Origin of the sequence: Robertkochia solimangrovi, assembly GCF_007279655.1 — a bacterium.
GTDB lineage: Bacteria > Bacteroidota > Bacteroidia > Flavobacteriales > Flavobacteriaceae > Robertkochia > Robertkochia solimangrovi.
This window is the reverse complement of sequence record NZ_QKWN01000001.1, coordinates 659,209-678,776: the sequence shown is the minus strand read 5'-3', so window position 1 is coordinate 678,776 and position 19,568 is coordinate 659,209. Positions and strand designations below refer to the sequence as shown.

Genomic DNA, 19,568 nt, shown 5'->3' with positions numbered 1-19,568 from the left:
GCAGACAACAGAAGTCTTCAGAATTAAGGGTTCTACACCTGTTGCTTGTTAAAATTTCTTAATTTTACCCCAACCCAAAACCATTAACTTAATGAAAAAGGCAATTATATTAGCTGTTCTATCGATAGTAACCTTTTCATGCAGCAGTGTAAAAAAGACGCAGGTCGCTCTGAATTCAGGAAATTATGAACAGGCGATCAATATTGCGCTCGATAAATTGAGAGACAATAAAGCAAAAAAAGGTAATCAGCCGTATGTCCTTATGCTGGAAGATGCGTATTCCAAAGCGAATTCACGTGATCTGGAGCGTATCACCTTCCTAAAGAAAGATGCGAATCCGGCTAATCTGGAGGAGGTTTATCAAACGTATCTGAAGATCAATGAACGTCAGGAAAGGGTACGCCCGTTACTTCCATTAGAAGTTTATGATCAATCCCGTCTTGCTGACATCAGAATTCAGGACCTTTCCGATAAGATCATCAACAGTAAGGATCAGCTTTCAGCTTATCTCTATGACAATTCAGCCAGATTGATGAAAGAAGCGCGCTCGAAACAAGACTTCAGAGCTGCATATAATGATCTGAGTTACCTGAATGAGATCTCCCCTAACTACAGAAATGTCTATGAAATGATGGAAACTGCCCTGATGAATGGGGTTGATTTTGTAAAGGTTTCGATCAGTAATACCAGCGACAAAGTACTTCCGAAACGTCTGGAAGAAGAGTTGCTGAACTTTAACACTTATGGCATTGACAATCTATGGACCGTTTATCATACCGTTCCCCAGGAAAATATCAATTATGACTATCAAATGGATCTTTCCTTCAAAGAGATCAATATCGGGCCTGAACAAGTTCAGGAAAAGATCGTAATCAAGGAAAAGGAAGTTAAAGACGGACAAAAATATGTACTGGATGCTAACGGAAATGTAGCCAAGGATAGTCTCGGAAATGATATCAAAGTAGATAATTTTGTAAAGGTTCAAACCAAATTCCAACAATTCACGCAGCAAAAAGCGGTAGAAGTGGTGGGTAAGATCACTGTTACTGATCTGCATTCACATCAGTTGGTAAACGGATACCCGCTGGCATCATCCTGGATGTTCCAGCATTATTATGCCCGTCATGACGGCGATAAAAGAGCACTCACTGACAGTGATCTGGTCATGCTGAATGCAGGGGTCGTTCCCTTCCCTTCTTCAGAAGAAATGATCTATAATGCAGGCGAGGATATAAAAAATCAGCTAAAGAACATTATCAGCAATCAAGCCTACAACTAAAAATACTCCACCGGCGTCAATTACTTTCAATGGCGCCGGTTTTTTCCTTAAATAAGCTTACTTCTCCATCCAGAACAACACCAAGAACGGTATAGTTCTCATCGATCACATTTTCAGGAATATCGATATAAGTGACTCCCGGATAGGCATTCCAGTAAACTTTGTAATAGTTCTTATACGTAAGCAAGGTTCCATCACCCACCACATAAACGCGATGAATCTTATTCGTAATACCCTTTAAAAAGATCTTTCCGTCTTTAGGAACATCTCGTACGAAAACATAAAGCGTTCTGTGATCTTTCGATAAGGTAGTCGGTCCGTTAAAATGTTCATACGCGATTCCTGCATCGGTTTTGAATATTGCCTCTTCATGCTTCTTCGTCCATCGCCCGAGATCTTTCAGAATCCTTTCCTGCTCATCAGGGATGCTCCCATCTGCTTTCGGTCCAATATCCAGAAGTAAATTTCCTCCCTTGCTGATACAATCTGTGAACAGATCGATGATCTGCTGTGAACTTTTATAGTTTTTGTCATTCTGCTGGAATCCCCAGGAATCGTTCATAGTCACACAAAGCTCCCAGTATTTCGCCTGAGGTTTATAGACAGGAATTCCTATTTCAGGTGTTTCATAATCGCCATTCCCATTCAGTCGTGAATTGAAAATAACATCAGGCCTATTATCGGTAAGCAAGTCTTTAATTCCATTTACATCCCATTCCTCTGCCGTATGCTCCCAGTCTCCATCAAACCACCAAAGATCCGGATCGAACTCTTTTTTTAACTCCTGCATCTGTCCGAAACTATATTTTTGAAACTTTCTCCAACGTTCCGGCTCCCCGGCGATCTTATAACGCTTCTCCATTTTGGTTTTATCGGTATAATCTGCATACGACCAATCAGGCAATGAATAGTACAATCCCACTTTGAGATTCCGTTTCCTTAGGGCATTCACGAATGGGGCGATTAAATCCTTTTTTGCCGGACTGTTCTTTGCGGCATTGAATACCCCATCCTTGCTATCCCAGAGAGCAAATCCGTCATGATGCTTAGTGGTAATCACCGAATATCGCGCACCACTTTCAGCAATAAGATCAGCCCAGGCTTGCGGATCGTAGTTTCGGGCAGTGAAATTATCTGCCTGTCTCAGGTAATCTTCATGGGAAATAGTTCCGTTATAAAACGACCAGGATTCCGGTATTCCATTCACGGCATAAATACCCCAATGGATGAAAATCCCAAGCTTGGCTTCCTTAAACCATTGCATTTTCGGTACCTCAGCATTATGCGTGACGTTACTATCCTGCTGTGCATATATGGATACAGAAAAAAGCAGGTAGAGGAGAAGTAATTTTTTCATAGGTATTGGTATCAGTTAATCTGGATCAGAGACGGGTTCATGAATACACGATACCGTCTTCATCATGTTTAAAAATAGGAATTTTTCCCGTTTTAATAGATTGGCGAATTTTCTTAATAAAATATGAGCCTCATAATTTACCCCAATATTTGCATAGCATATTTCAAATATGTTCAAAATTTTAAGAAAAAAATTATATAGTTCTGATTTACAATAACTTAAAGTCGTATCTTTAATAGAATATAAACCAACAAACAATGTCATGAGAAAACTAATTTGCATTTTCGGCGCCCTGATCTTGATGACATCCTCTTATGCACAGGTTATTTATATGCAGTACCGTGTTGTTCCGGCTGATAAGGAACAGGAATTCGTTCAAAGGGAGACGAAATACTGGTCGAAGGTCGCAAAGGCAGCCATCGACAATGGTAATTTACAAGGCTGGTCCTTATGGCATAAAGTAGGGGTTACCAATACTGATGCACCTAACTATGTATTTCTCAACATTTATGAAAGTGTTGATAAAATGAAACCGGAGTTGGTATTCTCTGAGGATAATATGAAAAATCTGGGAGTACCCATGTCTCAGGCAGAGACAAATTCCTTCACCACTGTTCCTTTTGATTATATTATGCAATTGGAAGATATGGTACCTGGCGAAAACCAATTCGTTTTGGTCAATTATGCCATGCCAAAGGATTTCAATGGATTTATCACTGAGAATAAAGACCTGTGGAAACCTTTTCATGAAAAGAATATCCAGGCCAAGACCATGGGGATGAGCTCCTGGGGAATGATGTCGGTAATTTATCCGCAGGGAATGCAGGCACGTTTCTCCGTATTGACCTGGGATGGCTTCAATGATCTTACCAGCGTGATGAACTATCTGCGATATGAACCAGACGCTGAGGTTCCGCAAGAATGGCAGGCCATTTTTGATAAGACCAAGATGGGAGAGATCATCCCTGAAGGATTTGAATGGCGCATTATCTATGAAAAAGTGATGAGCCTTTCAGCCGATGACTGATCGCATCTTAAATGATTTCCCTTACCTGTAAAAAAGCACCCGGTTCTAAAATCAGAACCGGGTGCTTTTTTATTTGAACCCGAAAACATTGTTATTGATCCATTTAAATGTTAATATTCAATTAATTGAGTAATCAGGTTGTAGGTTTTTCATTTAATTAGGAAATCTAAAATCCTAAAACTATGATGCAAAAGTTACACTGGAACCTTACAGAAAAGATTCTTTTTAGATTCTCCTTTATCTATTTTTTATTGTATTGCCTCCCTTTTCCTCTCAACCGTATACCGCTTCTGAATAAATTAGGAAATGTATACGTTCATTTCAAAGAGGAATTTGTTTCACTTTTCAGCAACCTTTTCTTCAGCAGGGAAATTACCAATGTATTAAACGGTAGCGGAGATACCAGTTTTGATTACCTTTCGGTCTTTGTGTTGCTAGGCGTTTCCGTTATTATTGCGATTCTCTGGAGCATTATGGATCGGAAACGGCCTTCTTATAATACCCTGTTCACCTGGCAGCACGTCTATCTGCGATTCTATCTCGCCCTGGTTCTTTTTGGCTACGGTATCACGAAACTTTTTATCAATCAATTCTCCGAACTTTCCTTGCTTGATCTTATCAAAACCTATGGCGAATCGACTCCAATGGGACTGGCATGGAATTTTATGGAATATTCCGACAGCTATACATTCTTTTCCGGATTGATGGAAACGATCGCAGGATTATTACTTTGTTTCCGAAAGACCACCAAGCTGGGGGCCATTTGCAGTTTCGGTGTTATGCTCAATGTGTTTATGATGAATATGAGCTTTGATATTCCCGTAAAATTATATTCCGGGCATTTGATGATCATTTCGCTTTACCTGTTGATCCCTTACAGTAAACAACTCTTACAATTCTTTATTCTTAACAAGCCAACCACAGCACCAGCCATCCTCCCGTATTTCAAGAAAAAATGGGTGAATATCACTACTATCTCCTTTAAATTTCTCGCCTTGATCATTATCCTGTATTCAACTTTCGATTCTGGTTCCTACAGCCGAAAGACCTATGGGAAGGATGCTCCAAAACCAGTACTATATGGTATTTATGATCTTATCAATGATACAGAGGATTCAACGCAGGATCATAGCTGGAACAAACTCGTCATCGATAAGTATTATACGATCGTGATCGATCCCGAAAATAAAAAGAAGAATTACCGAACCACCATTGACACAACTGACCACGCAATTTATCTTAAAGATTATTATTCCACAGATTCCCTGCAGTTCAGATATACAATCAAGGATAGCATATTACAATTCACGGGAATTGACAACGACAGTTTACGCTTAAGATTCAGGCAGTTCGATCACAATTCAATGCCCTTATTAAAGACCGGCTTTAACTGGATCAATGAATATCCGAACAACCGCTGATAAATAAGAAAGTCCGGACTGATTGTCCGGACTTCCCTAATTAACAACAACATAATTAAAGAACTGAAAAGAAAGCCATCCCTAAGAGGGGGATTTCAGAGGACGACTTTCATTCAAGAACCGGTCATGGCTTTATAATAACCGGCTTTATGATCAAAACATAGTCATAAGGGCTTAATTCCAGCCGCCACCTAACGCTTTGTACATGGAAACAAATGCATTCATCTGCTGCATTTTGGTCTCTACCAGTTCAAATCTGGATTCCAGGGCATCGCGTTGTGTTAACAGCACTTCCATGTAGTCGGCCCGAGCCGATCTGAACAGCGTACTGGATATATCTATAGATTGTGTTAAAGCGTCAACTTCCTTGGATTTAAGTTCATAGCTCTTTTCGAGATTGCCGATCCGTGATAATTGATTCGCCACTTCCACATAAGCATTTAAAATAGTCTGCTCATAGTTATAAACCGCCTGAACCTGTTTCGCATTCGCACTGATATAGGTCGCCTTGATCTCATTTCTGTTGATCAGCGGCGCCGTAAGATCACCCGCTATGGAATACAATAATGATTCCGGTGTATTCAACAGATACTTCGGATTAAACGCCTGGTAGCCGATACCGGCAGAAATACCCAGAGAAGGATAGAACCTTGCTTTGGCAACTTTAACATCGAGCTTCGATGCAGCCAATTCGAGTTCTGCCTGTCTGATATCCGGACGATTCTCCAACAATTGGGAAGGAATACCCGTCTGGATCTTTTCCGGAATGAGTGTGCTGAACGCATGATGATCACGGGAGATAGGTTGAGGGAACCTGCCAACCAAAAAGTTAATTCTGTTTTCCGTCTCTGTTATCTTCTGCTGAACGTCATATTGCAGACTTCGGGTCTTAAATACCTCAGCCTCAAATTTACGCACTGCCAGTTCGGTTACTCGTGCGGCTTCCTTCTGAAGCTTAACAATTCTCAACGCATTAGATTGAATCTCGATATTCTGATTTACAATCTCCAGCTGATTATCCAGTGCCAAAAGTTCATAATACGAATTAGCGATCTCCGCGATAAGATTGGTCACAAGGAAATTCTTTCCTTCTACACTGGACAGATATCTGCTTAAAGCTGCCTTTTTAGCATTATGAAGTTTATTCCAGATATCGATCTCCCAGGAAGCAGTCGCTCCCACGAAGAAATCCGGTAAAGGTTCCGGCATCTCTTCTCCGGGTCTGATATCGGTGGTAGCTTCCATAGCTCCCTGGCTTGTATACCGGGCCTTTTTATCAACCCCTGCACCTGCTCCGATATCGATAAAAGGAAGGTACTCTCCTTTTCTGGCCTTTACCTCACTTCGGGCGATCGCTATCTCCTGCATGGTGATATTCAACTCCTGATTATTCTCAAGAGCAGTATCGATCAGTGAATCCAGATATGGGTCAGTAAAATAATCCTGCCAACGAATCTTTGCCGAATTAACGGTGTCCTGAACAGCGTTCGCATACTGTTCAGGAACCGTTGTGTCTTCGGTCTTAGTGGCTACTTCTGGGAGTTTACAGGAAGTGACATTCAGCAGCAATCCTGCAACTCCGGCATATATATATAGTTTACTCTTAAACATTGTGATCTATTTCTTCGGTTAACGAAACTTCCTCATCATCATCTTCCTCGATAAGGGGGTGATTATGTTCGTACTCTTCGCTTAATGGCACTTCGTCTTCATCTTTGATCAAATGACGACCGTCTGCAAGTGTGCCGAAGATGTAATAAAGTCCTGGTACAATGATCACACCGAACACCGTTCCAAACAACATTCCTCCGGCTGCTGAAGCCCCGATGGTACGGTTACCCAGTGCACCTGGACCGGTAGCCATCAATAACGGGATCAAACCTGCGATAAATGCAAAGGAAGTCATAAGGATCGGACGGAAACGCACCTTCGATCCTTCGATCGCAGCCTCCAGTACAGTCATTCCCTGCTGATGCTTCTGAACCGCAAATTCCACGATCAATACCGCATTCTTACCAAGGAGTCCGACCAGCATTACGAGTCCGACCTGTGCATAAATGTCGTTGGAAAGTCCCATTAACTTCAATAACATAAAGGCTCCGAATACCCCCATCGGCAACGAAAGAATCACCGAAAGCGGAAGTATAAAACTTTCATATTGTGCTGCTAATACGATATAAACGAACGCAAGAACGATCAGGAAGATATAAAGTGCTTCGTTACCACGCGTAGCCTCATCTTTCGAAAGTCCGAGCCAGTCGATATCATACCCCCTTGGAAGGGTACTTGCAGCAACTTCCTGAATAACCTTGATAGCCTGTCCACTACTGTAACCTGATGCCGGAGCACCATTGATAGCGGAAGAAGTATACATATTATATCGCGTGATCTCATTCAGACCCTGAGTTTTCTTGATCTTCATAAATGCAGAATAAGGCACCATCTCTCCGGCATCATTCTTCACATACAATTTCATAAGATCTTCAGGGAGTCTTCGGTATTCCGGAGCAGACTGAACATAAACTTTATAATAACTTCCGAAACGGATAAATCCTTGTTCATAAGTACTACCGATAAGAATCGACAGGTTTTCCATGGCTTTTCCGATAGATACTCCTTTCTGCATCGCTGCCTTATTATCTACCTGCAATTCGTACTGCGGATAATCGGCTGCGAAGAAGGTAAACAGACCCGTAAGTTCTTTTCTGTCCTTCAAAGCAGCCATGAACTCGTCATTGACTTTTTCGAAAGTCTTATAGTCACCACTGTTTGTTTTGTCAAGAAGACGGAGAGAGAAGCCACCCGCTGCACCATAACCGGGAATGGCCGGCGGTTGGAAGAACTCTATGGTTGCACCCGGAATCTCTTTTGCCTTTTCCTCCAGCTCTTCGATGATCTCTTCCGCAGAATGATCACGATCAGACCAGTTTTCAAGGTTGATCAGACAGGTACCCGCATTCGATCCACGTCCCTCCGTCAATACTTCATATCCTGCCAGTGCGGACACCGACTGAATTCCATCCACATGTTCTGCTATCTCCTGTAGTTCACGGGCAATATCATTCGTACGTTCCAGAGTCGATCCCGGAGGAGTTTGTATGATCGCATAGATCATCCCCTGGTCTTCATTAGGTATAAACCCTGAAGGTAATTGATTGTTCAGAAAATAAATTCCTACTCCACAGGCAATCAGAATACCGAAGGTAACCATTCTGCGACTTGCGATCCGGGTCAGCAGGTTGCTATATCGCCCGGTCAGTTTTTCAAACCAACGGTTAAATACATCCAGTGCCCGATCGATAGGCGTTTTCTTTTTCCCATGCGGATTCTTAAGGATCATGGCACAAAGCACCGGAGTAAGCGTCAAAGCGATAAGTCCGGAAAGAATAATGGACGTTGCCATGGTGATAGAGAACTGACGATAGAAGATACCCACGGGTCCGGTCATGAACGCTACCGGGATAAATACCGCCGCCATCACAAAGGTGATCGCGATAATCGCTCCGCTGATCTCATGAAGTACCCGAACCGTAGCCTTATACGGCGACAGGTGTTCCTCTTCCATCTTGGCGTGCACAGCCTCGACGACGACAATGGCATTATCCACCACGATACCGATCGCAAGTACCAGCGCAAAAAGCGTGATCAGGTTAATGGTAAGTCCGAAGAACTGCATGAAGATAAACGTACCGATCAGTGAAACCGGAACGGCAAGAGTTGGAATCAGTGTGGATCGCCAGTCTCCCAGGAAGATGAATACCACCAGTGCCACCAGTACGAAAGCCTCACCAAGCGTATGGATTACTTTCTCCATGGAAGCATCCAGGAAGTTAGATACATCGTAACTGATCTTATAATCCATACCCGGAGGAAAGGAGGTGTCCTTGATCTCATCCAGTTTGGCCTTAACTTCTTCGATTACATCGGTTGCATTACTACCGTAGGTTTGCTTCAGTGTGATCGCTGCCGACGGGTGGTTATCCAGATTGGAATAGATATCATAGAATTCACTACCTAATTCCACATCGGCTACATCTTTCAGGTGTAGAATCTCTCCGTCAGGTGTAGCCTTCAGGATGATATCCTTATACTGATCAGGTTCGTTGTAACGCCCCTGATAGGTAAGTACGTATTCCAGCGATTGAGATTTCTTACCGGAACTACGCCCCAGACGACCCGGCGACCCGATGATACTCTGTTCTGCAAGGGCATCCATCACCTCATCTGTTGAGATGTTATAGGCACGCATACGATCTGGTTTTAACCAGATACGCATTGCATACTGGCGGCTACCGAGGATCTTCGCACTACCAACCCCATTCAGACGTTTCAGTTCGGGAAGAATATTTACGTTCGCAAAGTTGTACAGAAATTTTTGGTCCGATTTTTTGTCATTACTGTAAAGGTTGACATACATCAGCATGTTCGGCTGTACCCGGTTCACGATTACCCCTTCAAGTTGCACCAGAGGTGGAAGTTTGTTAGTCACCTGTTCGATCCGGTTCTTAACGTTTACTACCGCCTGGTTGGGGTCTGTCCCCAGATTGAAGACGACCTGAATCGTTGCCTCACCGGCACTGGTCGCATCAGATGTCATATATTTCATACCGGGAACTCCGTTGATCGCCTTCTCCATCGGGATAAGGGTTGAATTTACCAGTACATCTGCACTCGCTCCCGGATAAGCCACCGATACCACAACCATTGGAGGTGCTATCGAAGGATACTGAGAGATAGGCAGGGATTTTATGGCCAGCATTCCCATAAACACGATCACAAGAGAGATCGCGATCGCGAGGACCGGCCTGTGTATAAATTTGTTAAACATGGTCTTTCTTTTTTAAAACTTCATTTATTCAGCAGGCAGTTTCAATTGAGCGATCACTTGTACAGGTTTTGCATACTCATAAGCGATCTTGTCATTGTCTCGTACCTTACGAATTCCTTCGAGTAATATCTTTTCGTTCTCTTTGAGTCCGTCAGTAACAACAAAGAGATCTTCCAGATCCTGTCCTACGGTTATTTCACGGGTCTTAACAATATCATCGTCGCCCACTACATACACGTATTTCTTGTCAAGAATCTCGAAGGTTGCCTTTTGAGGAACGATAAGTGCATCCTGTAGTGGCACTCCCATATGGATATTTCCGGTTTCTCCATGTCTCAGGAGTCCGTCAGGATTTGGAAAAGTCGCTCTAAAAGGAATATTACCCGTTTCGTTATTGAAGTCGGCTTCTATTGTCTCGACCACGCCGGGATATTTAAACATTTGATTATTGGCCATCTGTAGTTCTACCTGAGCCTTTTCATCACTGGTTACCTTGGATTTATAATCGAGGTATTCCGCTTCAGGCACATTATAGTATACCCACATTTTGCTGTTATCGGACAGATTGGAAAGCAATTCACCTTCGTCTACAAAGCTTCCCTCCCGTACATGGAATCTATCGATGATCCCATCGAAAGGTGCACGTATCTCAGTGAATTGAAGATGTACCTGAGCCAGGGAAAGTTCTGCTTTAGCCTTGTCAAATTTCGCCTTAGCCATCGCCAGCTCATTTGGGGCTACTACATCCCCATCAGCCAGGGTTTTGGTATTCTGATATTCGATCTCGGCAAAATTAGCTTCAGCTTTGGCACGTTCCATTTCCGCTTCATACATCTTGGGCATGATCTGGAACAGCAATTGACCTTTTTTTACAGACTGGCCTTCGTCAACATAGATCTTCTGAATATAGCCACGCTCCTGTGCGCGGAGTTCGATATGCCTGATCGAATGGATCTGGCAAACATAATCTTTGGTGAATAAGGTGTCTTTTCTAACCGGATTAGTAACCAGGAACCTGGTCTCCTCGCTTTTTGCCTCTTCTTTTTTAGTTGTGCAACTCATGTTCCACAACAAGGCACAAGTGCCTGCAAGCATGAGAATCTTCTTCATCATGTAACTTTTTTACGATACTGTTGTTAATTAAATTAAATAGGGATAGTACAACATCAGTTGCTGTTACGGGGATCATGAAATAAGATCATGTCGCAACCTGCAACCATGTTACGTTTAGGGAATCATGAATGATTTCATGATATCCAGGGCTAAAGAATCATAATCTGAATACCCGGAAACGGATAAACAGCGCCCTTAGTGTTGTTGAATGAGAAAAGTGTTTACCGATCGATAAACGCTCCTTGATATCGTGGAAAATTGTTACGGGGAGGGTCAGAGACAGATCTGCGAGAAAATTGTAACGGTCAATGTACTTTTGGGAAGCGTCCATTTCATTGAACTCTTCTTCATTGACGTTCTCATGAATCAGGTTCTTTTCCCTTTCCGATCCCGATGAAGTTGTTTTTATGAATAAATCCTGAAAGGAAGTGTCGGAGAAATTATTGTAATGTACCGCACGTTCAGGAAAGACTTTTGATGAAATTCCGTCAATAGCATTACCCTCATTCCCATAAAGATAAACTACCCCACTCAGGATGAGTATGGCAAGGGTAAGCAGGTATTTAAATAAACGTTTAATCATCAGGGGATAAAACTACATCATGTTCAATAGATTGTCAAGGCATATAATCTTAAAAATTTGTATAAATAATTATTGAAACAACAAATTACACCCCTTCAAATTTATAATTATCTGATTGTGTAGTTTTTACAACCAACCACAAAAGGTAAAATTCATCAGAATCACGCCAAATCAACAGTACCCCATGGCTTTACTACAACGTTGTAATTATTTTTTTATGTACAGAATTAACACGTGCAACCATGCAGGACCGTATGATTTCTGCGTAAGAGTACTAAAAACATCCCATTTTTTGAATATTTCACTTCCTTAACTCAATCTCAGAATATTTGGTTTTGTATCTAATGACATTTCGATCCTTTAATAATACCTCCTGCTAATATTGTGTATTACCTAACGGAACAAATAGCTAAGACAAATGTATTTAACCGGGCACCATTGATTTTTAATTTACAACTTAACATAACTCCATTTTTTGGAACAATAATTGATACCTGAAAAGGCAGTATCTCCCCCCTTGATAATTTTATAGTAACACACTTAAAACCACCGACATGAAAACACTATGCATCACCTTTTGCTGGCTTCTGTTTACCGGCCTTTTACCAACAACTATGCTTAATGCACAAACCGTTACCGGTATCGTTACTGCTGCATCCGACGGAAACCCATTACCCGGGGCAGTGGTCCTGGAGATCGGTACCAACAATTCCGTTCAAACCGATTTCGACGGAAAATATTCAATCATACTTACTTCAAAAAATCCGAAGCTATCATTCTCATATCTTGGATTTCAGCAACAAACCGTAAAAGTCAAGGATCTTAAGGTCATCAATATCATACTTCAGGAAGATACGCAGGCATTGCGCGAAGTAGTGGTTTTAGGATATACTACGCAAAAGAAGATTGCAATTACCGGAAGTGTCACTATGGTTGATTCGCAAAATCTATCCATACGACCACCTTCGGATTATTATAATACGGAGGGTTATACCACTATACAGGAAAACGACTTCAGGGAGGTATCCAAAAACCCGCTTTCTACTTTTTCAGTGGATGTTGACCGAGCTGCCTATAGTAATATCAGAAGATTTATCAATGGTGGAGATCTGCCGCCTATCGATGCTGTAAGAATCGAAGAAATGATCAATTATTTTTCCTATGACTATAAGGAACCTTCCCGTGACGAGCCCTTCAGCATCAATACGGAGCTTTCAGAATGTCCCTGGAATACGAAAAACATGCTTTTACACATCGGATTACAAGGCAAAAAGATAGAAACAGAAGATCTGCCTCCTTCCAATATCGTATTCCTGATCGATGTATCCGGATCCATGGAAAGCCCGAATAAACTCCCGCTACTGAAATCTTCCTTCAAATTACTGATCGAAACCCTGAGACCTCAGGACAAGGTTGCCATGGTGGTCTATGCCGGTAATTCCGGACTCGTCTTACCCGCTACACCCTGTAATGAAAAGAGAACCATACTTGACGCTCTTGACGCCTTGAACGCTGGTGGTTCTACTGCCGGTGGGGCCGGACTCGAACTGGCGTATAAGGTGGCCGGTGAAAATTTCATCAAAGGTGGAAACAACCGGATCATCCTTGCTACCGACGGGGATTTCAATGTGGGACCCAGCAGTAATGCAGCCATGGAAAGACTGGTGGAATCAAATCGCGATAAAGGCATCGCTATTTCCGTTCTTGGATTTGGCATGGGAAATTATAAGGATGACAAGGCCGAGATCATCGCAGACAAAGGAAATGGGAATTACGCCTATATAGACAATCTGCTGGAAGCCAAAAAAGTATTGGTGAGCGAATTCGGGGGTACGCTATTCACGATAGCCAAGGACGTTAAGTTTCAATTGGAATTCAACCCAGCTGTGGTTTCCGGTTATCGCCTGATCGGTTATGAAAATCGTTTGTTGAATGAAGAAGATTTTGATGATGATACCAAAGATGCAGGGGAGATCGGTGCCGGTCATACCGTTACCGCCTTATATGAGATCATTCCGGGACCTGCTCAGGGGAAGTCGGATCTGAAATATCAGCAATCAGACCTTACTGCAAACGCCTTAAAAGGTAAGGAGATCGTAACCCTGAAATTACGCTACAAAGAACCGGATGGAAACAAAAGTAAACTGCTTGAAGAAGTGGTAAAGAACGATCCGGAATCACTGAAAAAGACATCGGATAATTTCCGTTTTTCTGCAGGGGTAGCTTCCTTTGGAATGTTGCTTCGCTCTTCAAAATATCTCGAGGATCTCACATGGGAAAAAGCGATTCAATTGGCCTCAGACTCGAAAGGAGAAGATGAAGATGGTTATAAAGGAGAAATGATCAGACTGATGAAAAGCGCTTCCTTACTACAACTAACCGCTTCAAACGAATAACTCACTTAAACAATCCGGGATGCACAGCTTCTCCCATACGTTTGTACCCAAGCTCATTGGGATGAAGCCAGTCGCCGGAATGTACCTCAGTCAGTAATCTTAAGGGATCATTCGGATCCTGCATCACACTGTCAAAATCAATGATACCGTCAAAGACCCCGCTTTCCCGGATCCAGGTATTCACATGCTGACGTGCAGCTTCCCGAAAATCGGTATAATAGAAAGAATCCTTGAATGGAAGTAAAGTAGCACCAAACACCTTGATCTTTCTTTGATGTGCGGTCGTAATGATCTGTTCATAGGCATCGATAAGGCTCTTCGCTATCTCATCGGCAGTTCTGGCATCTTCCGCCTGTCCGATATCATTGATCCCTTCCATCAGGATCAACCAGCGAACCCCTGGCTGTTCCAATACATCTCGATGATATCTGGATAATGCTGAAGGTCCCAGACAAGATCTCAACACACAATTCCCTCCAATACCCTGATTTAAAACACCGATATTCGAGGTCGAATCATCTTTCATCAATGCTTCAGACATCCTATCAGGCCATCTGTTCTGTGCGTTTGTTCCCGAACCCCGACCATCGGTGATAGAATTGCCAAGAATGGCCACTGCACCTGCAGCTGGTTTAGCCCTGACCGATATACCACTGATCGTATACCAATGGTCCATAGTCACCGGTTTTTCAAATTCTACAACTTCACTCTGTTCACCCCGAGCCAGCCAGGAAGTAGTTCTCGATCCTGGGTGACCTGTAATATATTCCGGTGCTTCAGCGTATTCGATGGTAATCGCCAGGTCTGATCTGGATCTGACAAAAAAGGCAAGGGCGTCTGAAACAATATTCTCTCCAGGATTCATGACTACATTCGGTTGTCCTGAAAATTGGAGAACCTGCAATGCATCGGTATCGATTCTGCTTCCATTTAGTGACGGAGCAATGGTCACCTTCTTTATCGAAAGCGGACGATCGCTGTAAGCATTAGACAGGTGAAGTCGGAGTGTATCTCCTCCAATGGAGATTCGAATGATCTGACGTAGGGTGTTACCGGTAAGTCCCGGTTCCGGAGGGTTATTTTGTGGTTCCACCAGTTGTGGAGCTGTGCTCCAGGTACCGACCCATATATTTCGCTTTGGTGCCTTCTCCGATGTACAATTACTGCAGATAAAAAGTATGACCATTGCGATGGTCAACACCGGTAATCGTTTTAAACTATACATCATCAAGGTTTTAAATTCAAGCTTTGATTCTTTTTTTATTCAAGAGACCAAGGATCAGATTCAATGGAAATAGAAATTGTGCCAGCAGCATTATGACAGCCACCAGAAACATCACCTTTTCGATTTTATAATTCCATCGTATGTCTGCCATATAATCCGAGAAAGCTGCTCCCGGTTTATCGGTCGTATTTACAAAGAAAAAAGAAAGCGCCAGCAATAAAAGGACGGCTATTGAAGTAATGCCTATATGCCATTTTACCAACCTTTGTGAAATATTTTTACCGTAACGCGATAGCATCCAATACGCTATCCCTATTATTAATGCAAACCCCGAAATCAGGACAGCCAATGAAAATTGATCGATCACAAAATACGTATCATGAATATTGAGTTGCATAGTGCGGAATCTTACAAGAAACCCAAGGATCAAAATCAAAGGAATACTTCCCCAATAGATCAGATATGGTTTTCTAAATAAATTCATTTTAATTTTGATCTTAACTTTGTATTTATTCGCCTTCTTCCACGCAATTTTCACGGAAAAGGGTAGCGGTTTTTACATAACCTTCCCTACCGGCAAATTTCTTGCACATAATACCATCGATAAAAACGCAATCCCCATCACCGGTATTCACATAGTGTTCTACACATTCATAGTCGTCCCTGCCCAATTCGAGATAGGTATAACAATCATCGGTTTCATCCACCGGGTCACAGTCACAGTCATCGAGTATATAAACATAGTACAACTCACAAAGCGGGGCTTCTGCATCATCATCTTCACTGCGGCATGAAACGCTTATGATCATGGTAAAAAACAAGCCTATACTAAAAAAACGAAACAAACGATTGGAACTTTTTGCCGACATACAGCTTCTTATAATTGGGTTGATTAACAGCCTGAAGATAAGGATTCCTGACGAAAATAACCTCTGTATTTTCAATTTTTGAATTTCCGCAATATTCTCGGTGAGATTTATTACTTTCATACCTACTATAACGCATAATCGGTGTTACGGTGTTACGGTGTTACAAGGTTACGGGTTACAAAGTCACAGGTAACGTGTTATACTTTTACAGGTTACAATTCAAAAGAATTTAGCTAAAAACAGTTTTTTTTCTGACTATCTGAACAGTATTCTAAAATCAAAACTTTTCAATGGAAGTAAATATTTATGGCCCGTCGGATGATGCAGGACAAATTATAGGATTCACAGTTGTTGTCGATGTATTCAGGGCATTTTCGATGTCATACTATATCGATGAACGTAAGCCTGAACAGTATATAATCGCTGAAAGTATCGAACATGCAATGGCGTTAAGACAGGTTTATAAAAATGCTGTCCTGATAGGAGAAAGGCAAGGAATAATGATCGATGGCTTCGATCTCGGCAATTCTCCAACCGAAATTAAGGATCTCGATCTTCGTGGTAAGAAGGTGGTTCATACCACGACATCCGGCACCAAAGGTTTACTGGCTCAGCCTGAACAGAATGAAGTAGTAACGGGGAGTTTTGTCAATCTTGGAGCTTTATTAACTTATATCACTCAAAAGAAAATCGAACGAGTCAACATCTATTGTACCGCCGAGGAGCAGCTGGAATATGGGAGGGAAGATTATATCTTTGCAGACTATATGAAGAACCGCCTCCTGGAACTTCCCTGTGATTACGAAAAAACGATGTCGCAACTCAGGGCGTTGAGTGCGCCTTATTTATCTGATCGTGGATTTGCCCCTTATTCCGATTTTCTTTACTGTATGGATATCAATCGTTTCAACGCAATCCTGAAACGTAAATACTCAAATAAGAATACTCACAAGCTCGAACTTGAACGTATATACCTGACCTGACAAGCGTCCGCACAGGCCCATTATGCCCATATAATTTTTGTACACCGTATGGTAATCTTCATCGTTTAACGAATGGCGATCAAATTGACGCACCCGCTTTATCAAGGCAGAAGGAGCCTATTAAAACTATACCGTCCCTACATGAGCATGCTTCTCATTCTTCACAGAAGGTAGAAATACTAGAGACATTCCTGATATAATATTTTTAAAAAATGTAAATAACACTTGACATTTTAAAAATAACATTTATCTTTGTGTAAAGTTTACTTAACATTTTATCTAATAACATTTACAATGAAAAATCAAAATTCAGCAAAAGAAAGGATTGTAAGATCCACGAAGGTGCTTGCCTTATGGACCTTCTCCTGGGTTGCGTCAGTAGCATTAGCATCATTTGGTCCAAAATTTTTATGGAATGGCAATAAAATAATTACAGCTCTTGCCATAATCATCAACCTCATCTTGGGTGTAATGATGGTTATTGCACACAGAAATCATCTTAGTCATCTCGATGAACTCCAAAGAAAATTACATATGGATGCCATGGGTATTTCACTGGGTGTTGCCGTTGTTGGCGGACTCGCCTATTCTCTGATGGACACCTCGAATCTCATTCCCGGAGATGCCGAAATTTCAACAGTAGTAATGTTGGTGGGAATATCCTATCTCGTAACCCTCGTGATCAATCAAAAACGGTATTCATGAAAAACAGACTAAAGGTATTACGCGCTGAACGGGATTTTACGCAGAATGATCTCGCGGAGGCTCTCGGGGTATCCAGACAAACTGTGAATGCGATTGAAAAAGGAAAGTTCGATCCAAGTTTACCCCTGGCATTTAAGATCTCGAACTTATTCAACCAACCCATCGAAGATATATTTGAATACACTGAGGAACAGGAATAGCTTGAAAAGCATGATACAAATACTTCTTAAACTTCTGGAATTAATTATTGGAATCTGTCTCTGAAAGAATTACCGGATCATACCTTAACCCGGGTAGCCGACTTCAAAGGTACATGGACTCTTTCAGGGGATTCCAAAAAAGTCAATGAACCAAGTATCTCCACTTTTTCTGATTGAATGGAAGAAGGATTAGGATAGATCTTCCAACCCCAGATTCGACCATTATAAGAACGAATCGTCATCTCGTAGATCTCCTCCTCTACACGGAATTGTGCCACACAAAGCTTTACATCCCCTTTGTTCTCATATCTAAAATCATCCGGCAGAGGTGATTCATGATCCCCGAAAAGTTCAAGAATCATATGATCTTCATAATATTCACGCCATTTTTTACGCTCCTCAAAATAACTCAATTGGCCGGCAATCAACTCACGGGAGCGTTCTGAAACATTCTGGAGAATCTGCAAAAAAACAGATCTTTCAAGATTGGTAAATCCTGAATAAAGGAATGTTACCTGCTTACCTGTACATGCAAGACTGGATCTCCAGGCAAATAACAGGGCACTCATAACAAATACGAAACCGAGCAATAAATACAGGTTACTCATAGCAAATGAGATTTTGGGAACTACAATATAGTAATAAATTACTTACAAATTGCAGTAACCAACATTAGGTTTACAATTACGACTTCAATTTCGATCGATTTTCGTATCACTTTCATTTAAAAGCGTTTACAAAACATCAATCTTCACCTGCATTTTCGGTTTGGAGGAAAGAATTTGATAGCAAAAATTAAAAATAATTACGAAATTAAAAAATAAACTAGCTTATTTAAGATAATTTTTTAAGCTTAACTCCGATTCCTTTAATTTTTTAACAACTAATCCGGCAATTTCACGGGCACCGGTAACCGATAAATGTGTATCATCACTTTTTCCATTCGGATAATAGTCGGTTTCGCCTGGTTCAAAATGTAAATGAAGTTTAGCAGATCCTTCCGGACCGTATTTAATCTCCAGTTTTTCAGTAAGATACTGAAGATCGATGAATAATACATCCATTTCCTGTGCCAGTAAACGCATCTCCATAGGGTAATCTCCATGAGTGTCGATCAATACACCCTTTTCGTTAAAGTTCCTTCTGACGATGGAAGATAACAGAACAGGAGTGGCTCCCTTTTCCCGGGTCTCTTCAACCATCTTTCTAAGGTTGTAACGATACGCCGTATGGGGATTAGTATAGCGTTTTGGATCCTGATCCTTCTGATCATTATGACCGAATTGTATGAAAACATAATCGCCCTTTTTTAACATATTGTACACTTTTTCCCATCGGCCTTCATCGATAAAACTCCGGGTACTCCTTCCGTTAACCGCATGATTCTCTATCCGTATCCTGTCTGAAAAAAACTCGGGAAGCAGTTGTCCCCAGCCTTTTTCAGGGTTTATCTCTGGCTTAGATTTATCTGCCATCGTAGAATCACCACAGGTATATAAGGTTACTTCCTGTGCCCGCAGGACCGTACATGATATTAATACCATTAAAAGGAGTATTGTTTGCTTCCTGATTCTGATCATTT

At 41.7% G+C, this 19,568-nt stretch carries 17 protein-coding genes; 7 read left to right on the top strand and 10 right to left on the bottom strand.

The features are described 5' to 3' along the window. The first annotated feature begins 91 nt into the window (after nucleotides 1-91). A complete protein-coding gene (locus tag DMZ48_RS02925; protein WP_143953590.1) occupies nucleotides 92-1,279 on the top strand; it encodes a hypothetical protein in 1,188 nt (395 codons plus the stop codon). 16 nt (nucleotides 1,280-1,295) lie between these two features. Here the strand turns inward: DMZ48_RS02925 and DMZ48_RS02920 are convergent, their stop codons facing one another. Next, a complete protein-coding gene (locus DMZ48_RS02920) occupies nucleotides 1,296-2,636 on the bottom strand; it encodes an alpha-L-fucosidase (RefSeq protein WP_143953589.1) in 1,341 nt (446 codons plus the stop codon). 262 nt (nucleotides 2,637-2,898) lie between these two features. On the opposite strand from DMZ48_RS02920, the gene DMZ48_RS02915 reads away from it, so the two are divergent. Both DMZ48_RS02915 and DMZ48_RS02910 read left to right on the top strand, forming a co-directional pair. Further along, entirely contained in the window at nucleotides 2,899-3,663 is a 765-nt protein-coding gene (locus DMZ48_RS02915) for a hypothetical protein (RefSeq protein WP_143953588.1), read from the top strand. 182 nt (nucleotides 3,664-3,845) lie between these two features. Then, nucleotides 3,846-5,084, top strand: a complete 1,239-nt coding sequence (locus DMZ48_RS02910) for a DoxX family membrane protein (protein WP_143953587.1) — start codon at nucleotides 3,846-3,848, stop codon at nucleotides 5,082-5,084. A gap of 174 nt (nucleotides 5,085-5,258) precedes the next feature. On the opposite strand, the gene DMZ48_RS02905 is transcribed toward DMZ48_RS02910, so the two are convergent. The 4 genes from DMZ48_RS02905 to DMZ48_RS02890 all read right to left on the bottom strand — a co-directional run bounded on the left by DMZ48_RS02905 (nucleotide 5,259) and on the right by DMZ48_RS02890 (nucleotide 11,608). Then, nucleotides 5,259-6,695 carry a TolC family protein gene (locus tag DMZ48_RS02905; protein WP_143953586.1) on the bottom strand — a complete coding sequence of 479 codons (1,437 nt, stop codon included), beginning with the start codon at nucleotides 6,693-6,695 and terminating at the stop codon, nucleotides 5,259-5,261. Continuing rightward, a complete protein-coding gene (locus tag DMZ48_RS02900) occupies nucleotides 6,688-9,912 on the bottom strand; it encodes an efflux RND transporter permease subunit (protein ID WP_143953585.1) in 3,225 nt (1,074 codons plus the stop codon). The genes DMZ48_RS02905 and DMZ48_RS02900 overlap by 8 nt, the downstream gene beginning before the upstream one ends. 24 nt (nucleotides 9,913-9,936) lie before the next feature. Further along, nucleotides 9,937-11,022, bottom strand: a complete 1,086-nt coding sequence (locus DMZ48_RS02895) for an efflux RND transporter periplasmic adaptor subunit (RefSeq protein ID WP_143953834.1) — start codon at nucleotides 11,020-11,022, stop codon at nucleotides 9,937-9,939. A gap of 160 nt (nucleotides 11,023-11,182) precedes the next feature. Beyond that, entirely contained in the window at nucleotides 11,183-11,608 is a 426-nt protein-coding gene (locus tag DMZ48_RS02890) for a hypothetical protein (protein ID WP_143953584.1), read from the bottom strand. 554 nt (nucleotides 11,609-12,162) lie between these two features. Here DMZ48_RS02890 and DMZ48_RS02885 point away from each other — a divergent pair. Next, nucleotides 12,163-14,004 (top strand): vWA domain-containing protein, encoded by a 1,842-nt coding sequence (locus tag DMZ48_RS02885; RefSeq protein ID WP_143953583.1) that lies wholly within the window; start codon nucleotides 12,163-12,165, stop codon nucleotides 14,002-14,004. A gap of 1 nt (nucleotide 14,005) precedes the next feature. On the opposite strand, the gene DMZ48_RS02880 is transcribed toward DMZ48_RS02885, so the two are convergent. From DMZ48_RS02880 to DMZ48_RS02870, 3 genes are read right to left on the bottom strand one after another with little or no spacing between them, the layout of a single operon-like run. Continuing rightward, complete coding sequence (locus DMZ48_RS02880) at nucleotides 14,006-15,232, bottom strand: SGNH/GDSL hydrolase family protein (RefSeq protein ID WP_242009090.1); 1,227 nt, start codon at nucleotides 15,230-15,232, stop codon at nucleotides 14,006-14,008. Nucleotides 15,233-15,245: 13 nt separating this feature from the next. After that, nucleotides 15,246-15,713, bottom strand: a complete 468-nt coding sequence (locus DMZ48_RS02875; protein ID WP_143953582.1) for a hypothetical protein — start codon at nucleotides 15,711-15,713, stop codon at nucleotides 15,246-15,248. A gap of 25 nt (nucleotides 15,714-15,738) precedes the next feature. Beyond that, on the bottom strand, nucleotides 15,739-16,038 hold the full coding sequence (locus tag DMZ48_RS02870; RefSeq protein ID WP_162558654.1) for a hypothetical protein: 300 nt from the start codon (nucleotides 16,036-16,038) through the stop codon (nucleotides 15,739-15,741). 350 nt (nucleotides 16,039-16,388) lie between these two features. Here DMZ48_RS02870 and DMZ48_RS02865 point away from each other — a divergent pair, with 350 nt between their 5' ends. The 3 genes from DMZ48_RS02865 to DMZ48_RS02855 all read left to right on the top strand — a co-directional run bounded on the left by DMZ48_RS02865 (nucleotide 16,389) and on the right by DMZ48_RS02855 (nucleotide 17,986). Beyond that, nucleotides 16,389-17,081, top strand: a complete 693-nt coding sequence (locus DMZ48_RS02865; RefSeq protein ID WP_143953580.1) for a 2-phosphosulfolactate phosphatase — start codon at nucleotides 16,389-16,391, stop codon at nucleotides 17,079-17,081. 294 nt (nucleotides 17,082-17,375) lie between these two features. Continuing rightward, nucleotides 17,376-17,786, top strand: coding sequence for a hypothetical protein (locus tag DMZ48_RS02860; RefSeq protein ID WP_143953579.1), 411 nt, complete (start codon nucleotides 17,376-17,378; stop codon nucleotides 17,784-17,786). Further along, entirely contained in the window at nucleotides 17,783-17,986 is a 204-nt protein-coding gene (locus DMZ48_RS02855) for a helix-turn-helix transcriptional regulator (RefSeq protein ID WP_143953578.1), read from the top strand. Before DMZ48_RS02860 ends, DMZ48_RS02855 begins: the two co-directional genes overlap by 4 nt. A 77-nt stretch (nucleotides 17,987-18,063) precedes the next feature. Here the strand turns inward: DMZ48_RS02855 and DMZ48_RS02850 are convergent, their stop codons facing one another. Both DMZ48_RS02850 and DMZ48_RS02845 read right to left on the bottom strand, forming a co-directional pair. After that, the gene (locus DMZ48_RS02850) at nucleotides 18,064-18,594 is read right to left on the bottom strand and encodes a hypothetical protein (protein WP_143953577.1); all 531 of its coding nucleotides are present in this window, start codon (nucleotides 18,592-18,594) and stop codon (nucleotides 18,064-18,066) included. A 222-nt stretch (nucleotides 18,595-18,816) separates the two neighbouring features. Continuing rightward, nucleotides 18,817-19,566, bottom strand: a complete 750-nt coding sequence (locus DMZ48_RS02845) for a rhamnogalacturonan acetylesterase (protein WP_143953576.1) — start codon at nucleotides 19,564-19,566, stop codon at nucleotides 18,817-18,819. Between the last annotated feature and the right edge of the window lie 2 nt (nucleotides 19,567-19,568).

Bases quoted from the DNA above. Each gene is read 5' to 3' on its own strand.
- DMZ48_RS02925 (WP_143953590.1), top strand. From the start codon at position 92: ATGAAAAAGGCAATTATATTAGCTGTTCTATCGATAGTAACCTTTTCA.
- DMZ48_RS02920 (WP_143953589.1), bottom strand. From the start codon at position 2,636: ATGAAAAAATTACTTCTCCTCTACCTGCTTTTTTCTGTATCCATATAT.
- DMZ48_RS02915 (WP_143953588.1), top strand. From the start codon at position 2,899: ATGAGAAAACTAATTTGCATTTTCGGCGCCCTGATCTTGATGACATCC.
- DMZ48_RS02910 (WP_143953587.1), top strand. From the start codon at position 3,846: ATGATGCAAAAGTTACACTGGAACCTTACAGAAAAGATTCTTTTTAGA.
- DMZ48_RS02905 (WP_143953586.1), bottom strand. From the start codon at position 6,695: ATGTTTAAGAGTAAACTATATATATATGCCGGAGTTGCAGGATTGCTG.
- DMZ48_RS02900 (WP_143953585.1), bottom strand. From the start codon at position 9,912: ATGTTTAACAAATTTATACACAGGCCGGTCCTCGCGATCGCGATCTCT.
- DMZ48_RS02895 (WP_143953834.1), bottom strand. From the start codon at position 11,022: ATGAAGAAGATTCTCATGCTTGCAGGCACTTGTGCCTTGTTGTGGAAC.
- DMZ48_RS02890 (WP_143953584.1), bottom strand. From the start codon at position 11,608: ATGATTAAACGTTTATTTAAATACCTGCTTACCCTTGCCATACTCATC.
- DMZ48_RS02885 (WP_143953583.1), top strand. From the start codon at position 12,163: ATGAAAACACTATGCATCACCTTTTGCTGGCTTCTGTTTACCGGCCTT.
- DMZ48_RS02880 (WP_242009090.1), bottom strand. From the start codon at position 15,232: ATGATGTATAGTTTAAAACGATTACCGGTGTTGACCATCGCAATGGTC.
- DMZ48_RS02875 (WP_143953582.1), bottom strand. From the start codon at position 15,713: ATGAATTTATTTAGAAAACCATATCTGATCTATTGGGGAAGTATTCCT.
- DMZ48_RS02870 (WP_162558654.1), bottom strand. From the start codon at position 16,038: ATGATCATAAGCGTTTCATGCCGCAGTGAAGATGATGATGCAGAAGCC.
- DMZ48_RS02865 (WP_143953580.1), top strand. From the start codon at position 16,389: ATGGAAGTAAATATTTATGGCCCGTCGGATGATGCAGGACAAATTATA.
- DMZ48_RS02860 (WP_143953579.1), top strand. From the start codon at position 17,376: ATGAAAAATCAAAATTCAGCAAAAGAAAGGATTGTAAGATCCACGAAG.
- DMZ48_RS02855 (WP_143953578.1), top strand. From the start codon at position 17,783: ATGAAAAACAGACTAAAGGTATTACGCGCTGAACGGGATTTTACGCAG.
- DMZ48_RS02850 (WP_143953577.1), bottom strand. From the start codon at position 18,594: ATGAGTAACCTGTATTTATTGCTCGGTTTCGTATTTGTTATGAGTGCC.
- DMZ48_RS02845 (WP_143953576.1), bottom strand. From the start codon at position 19,566: ATGATCAGAATCAGGAAGCAAACAATACTCCTTTTAATGGTATTAATA.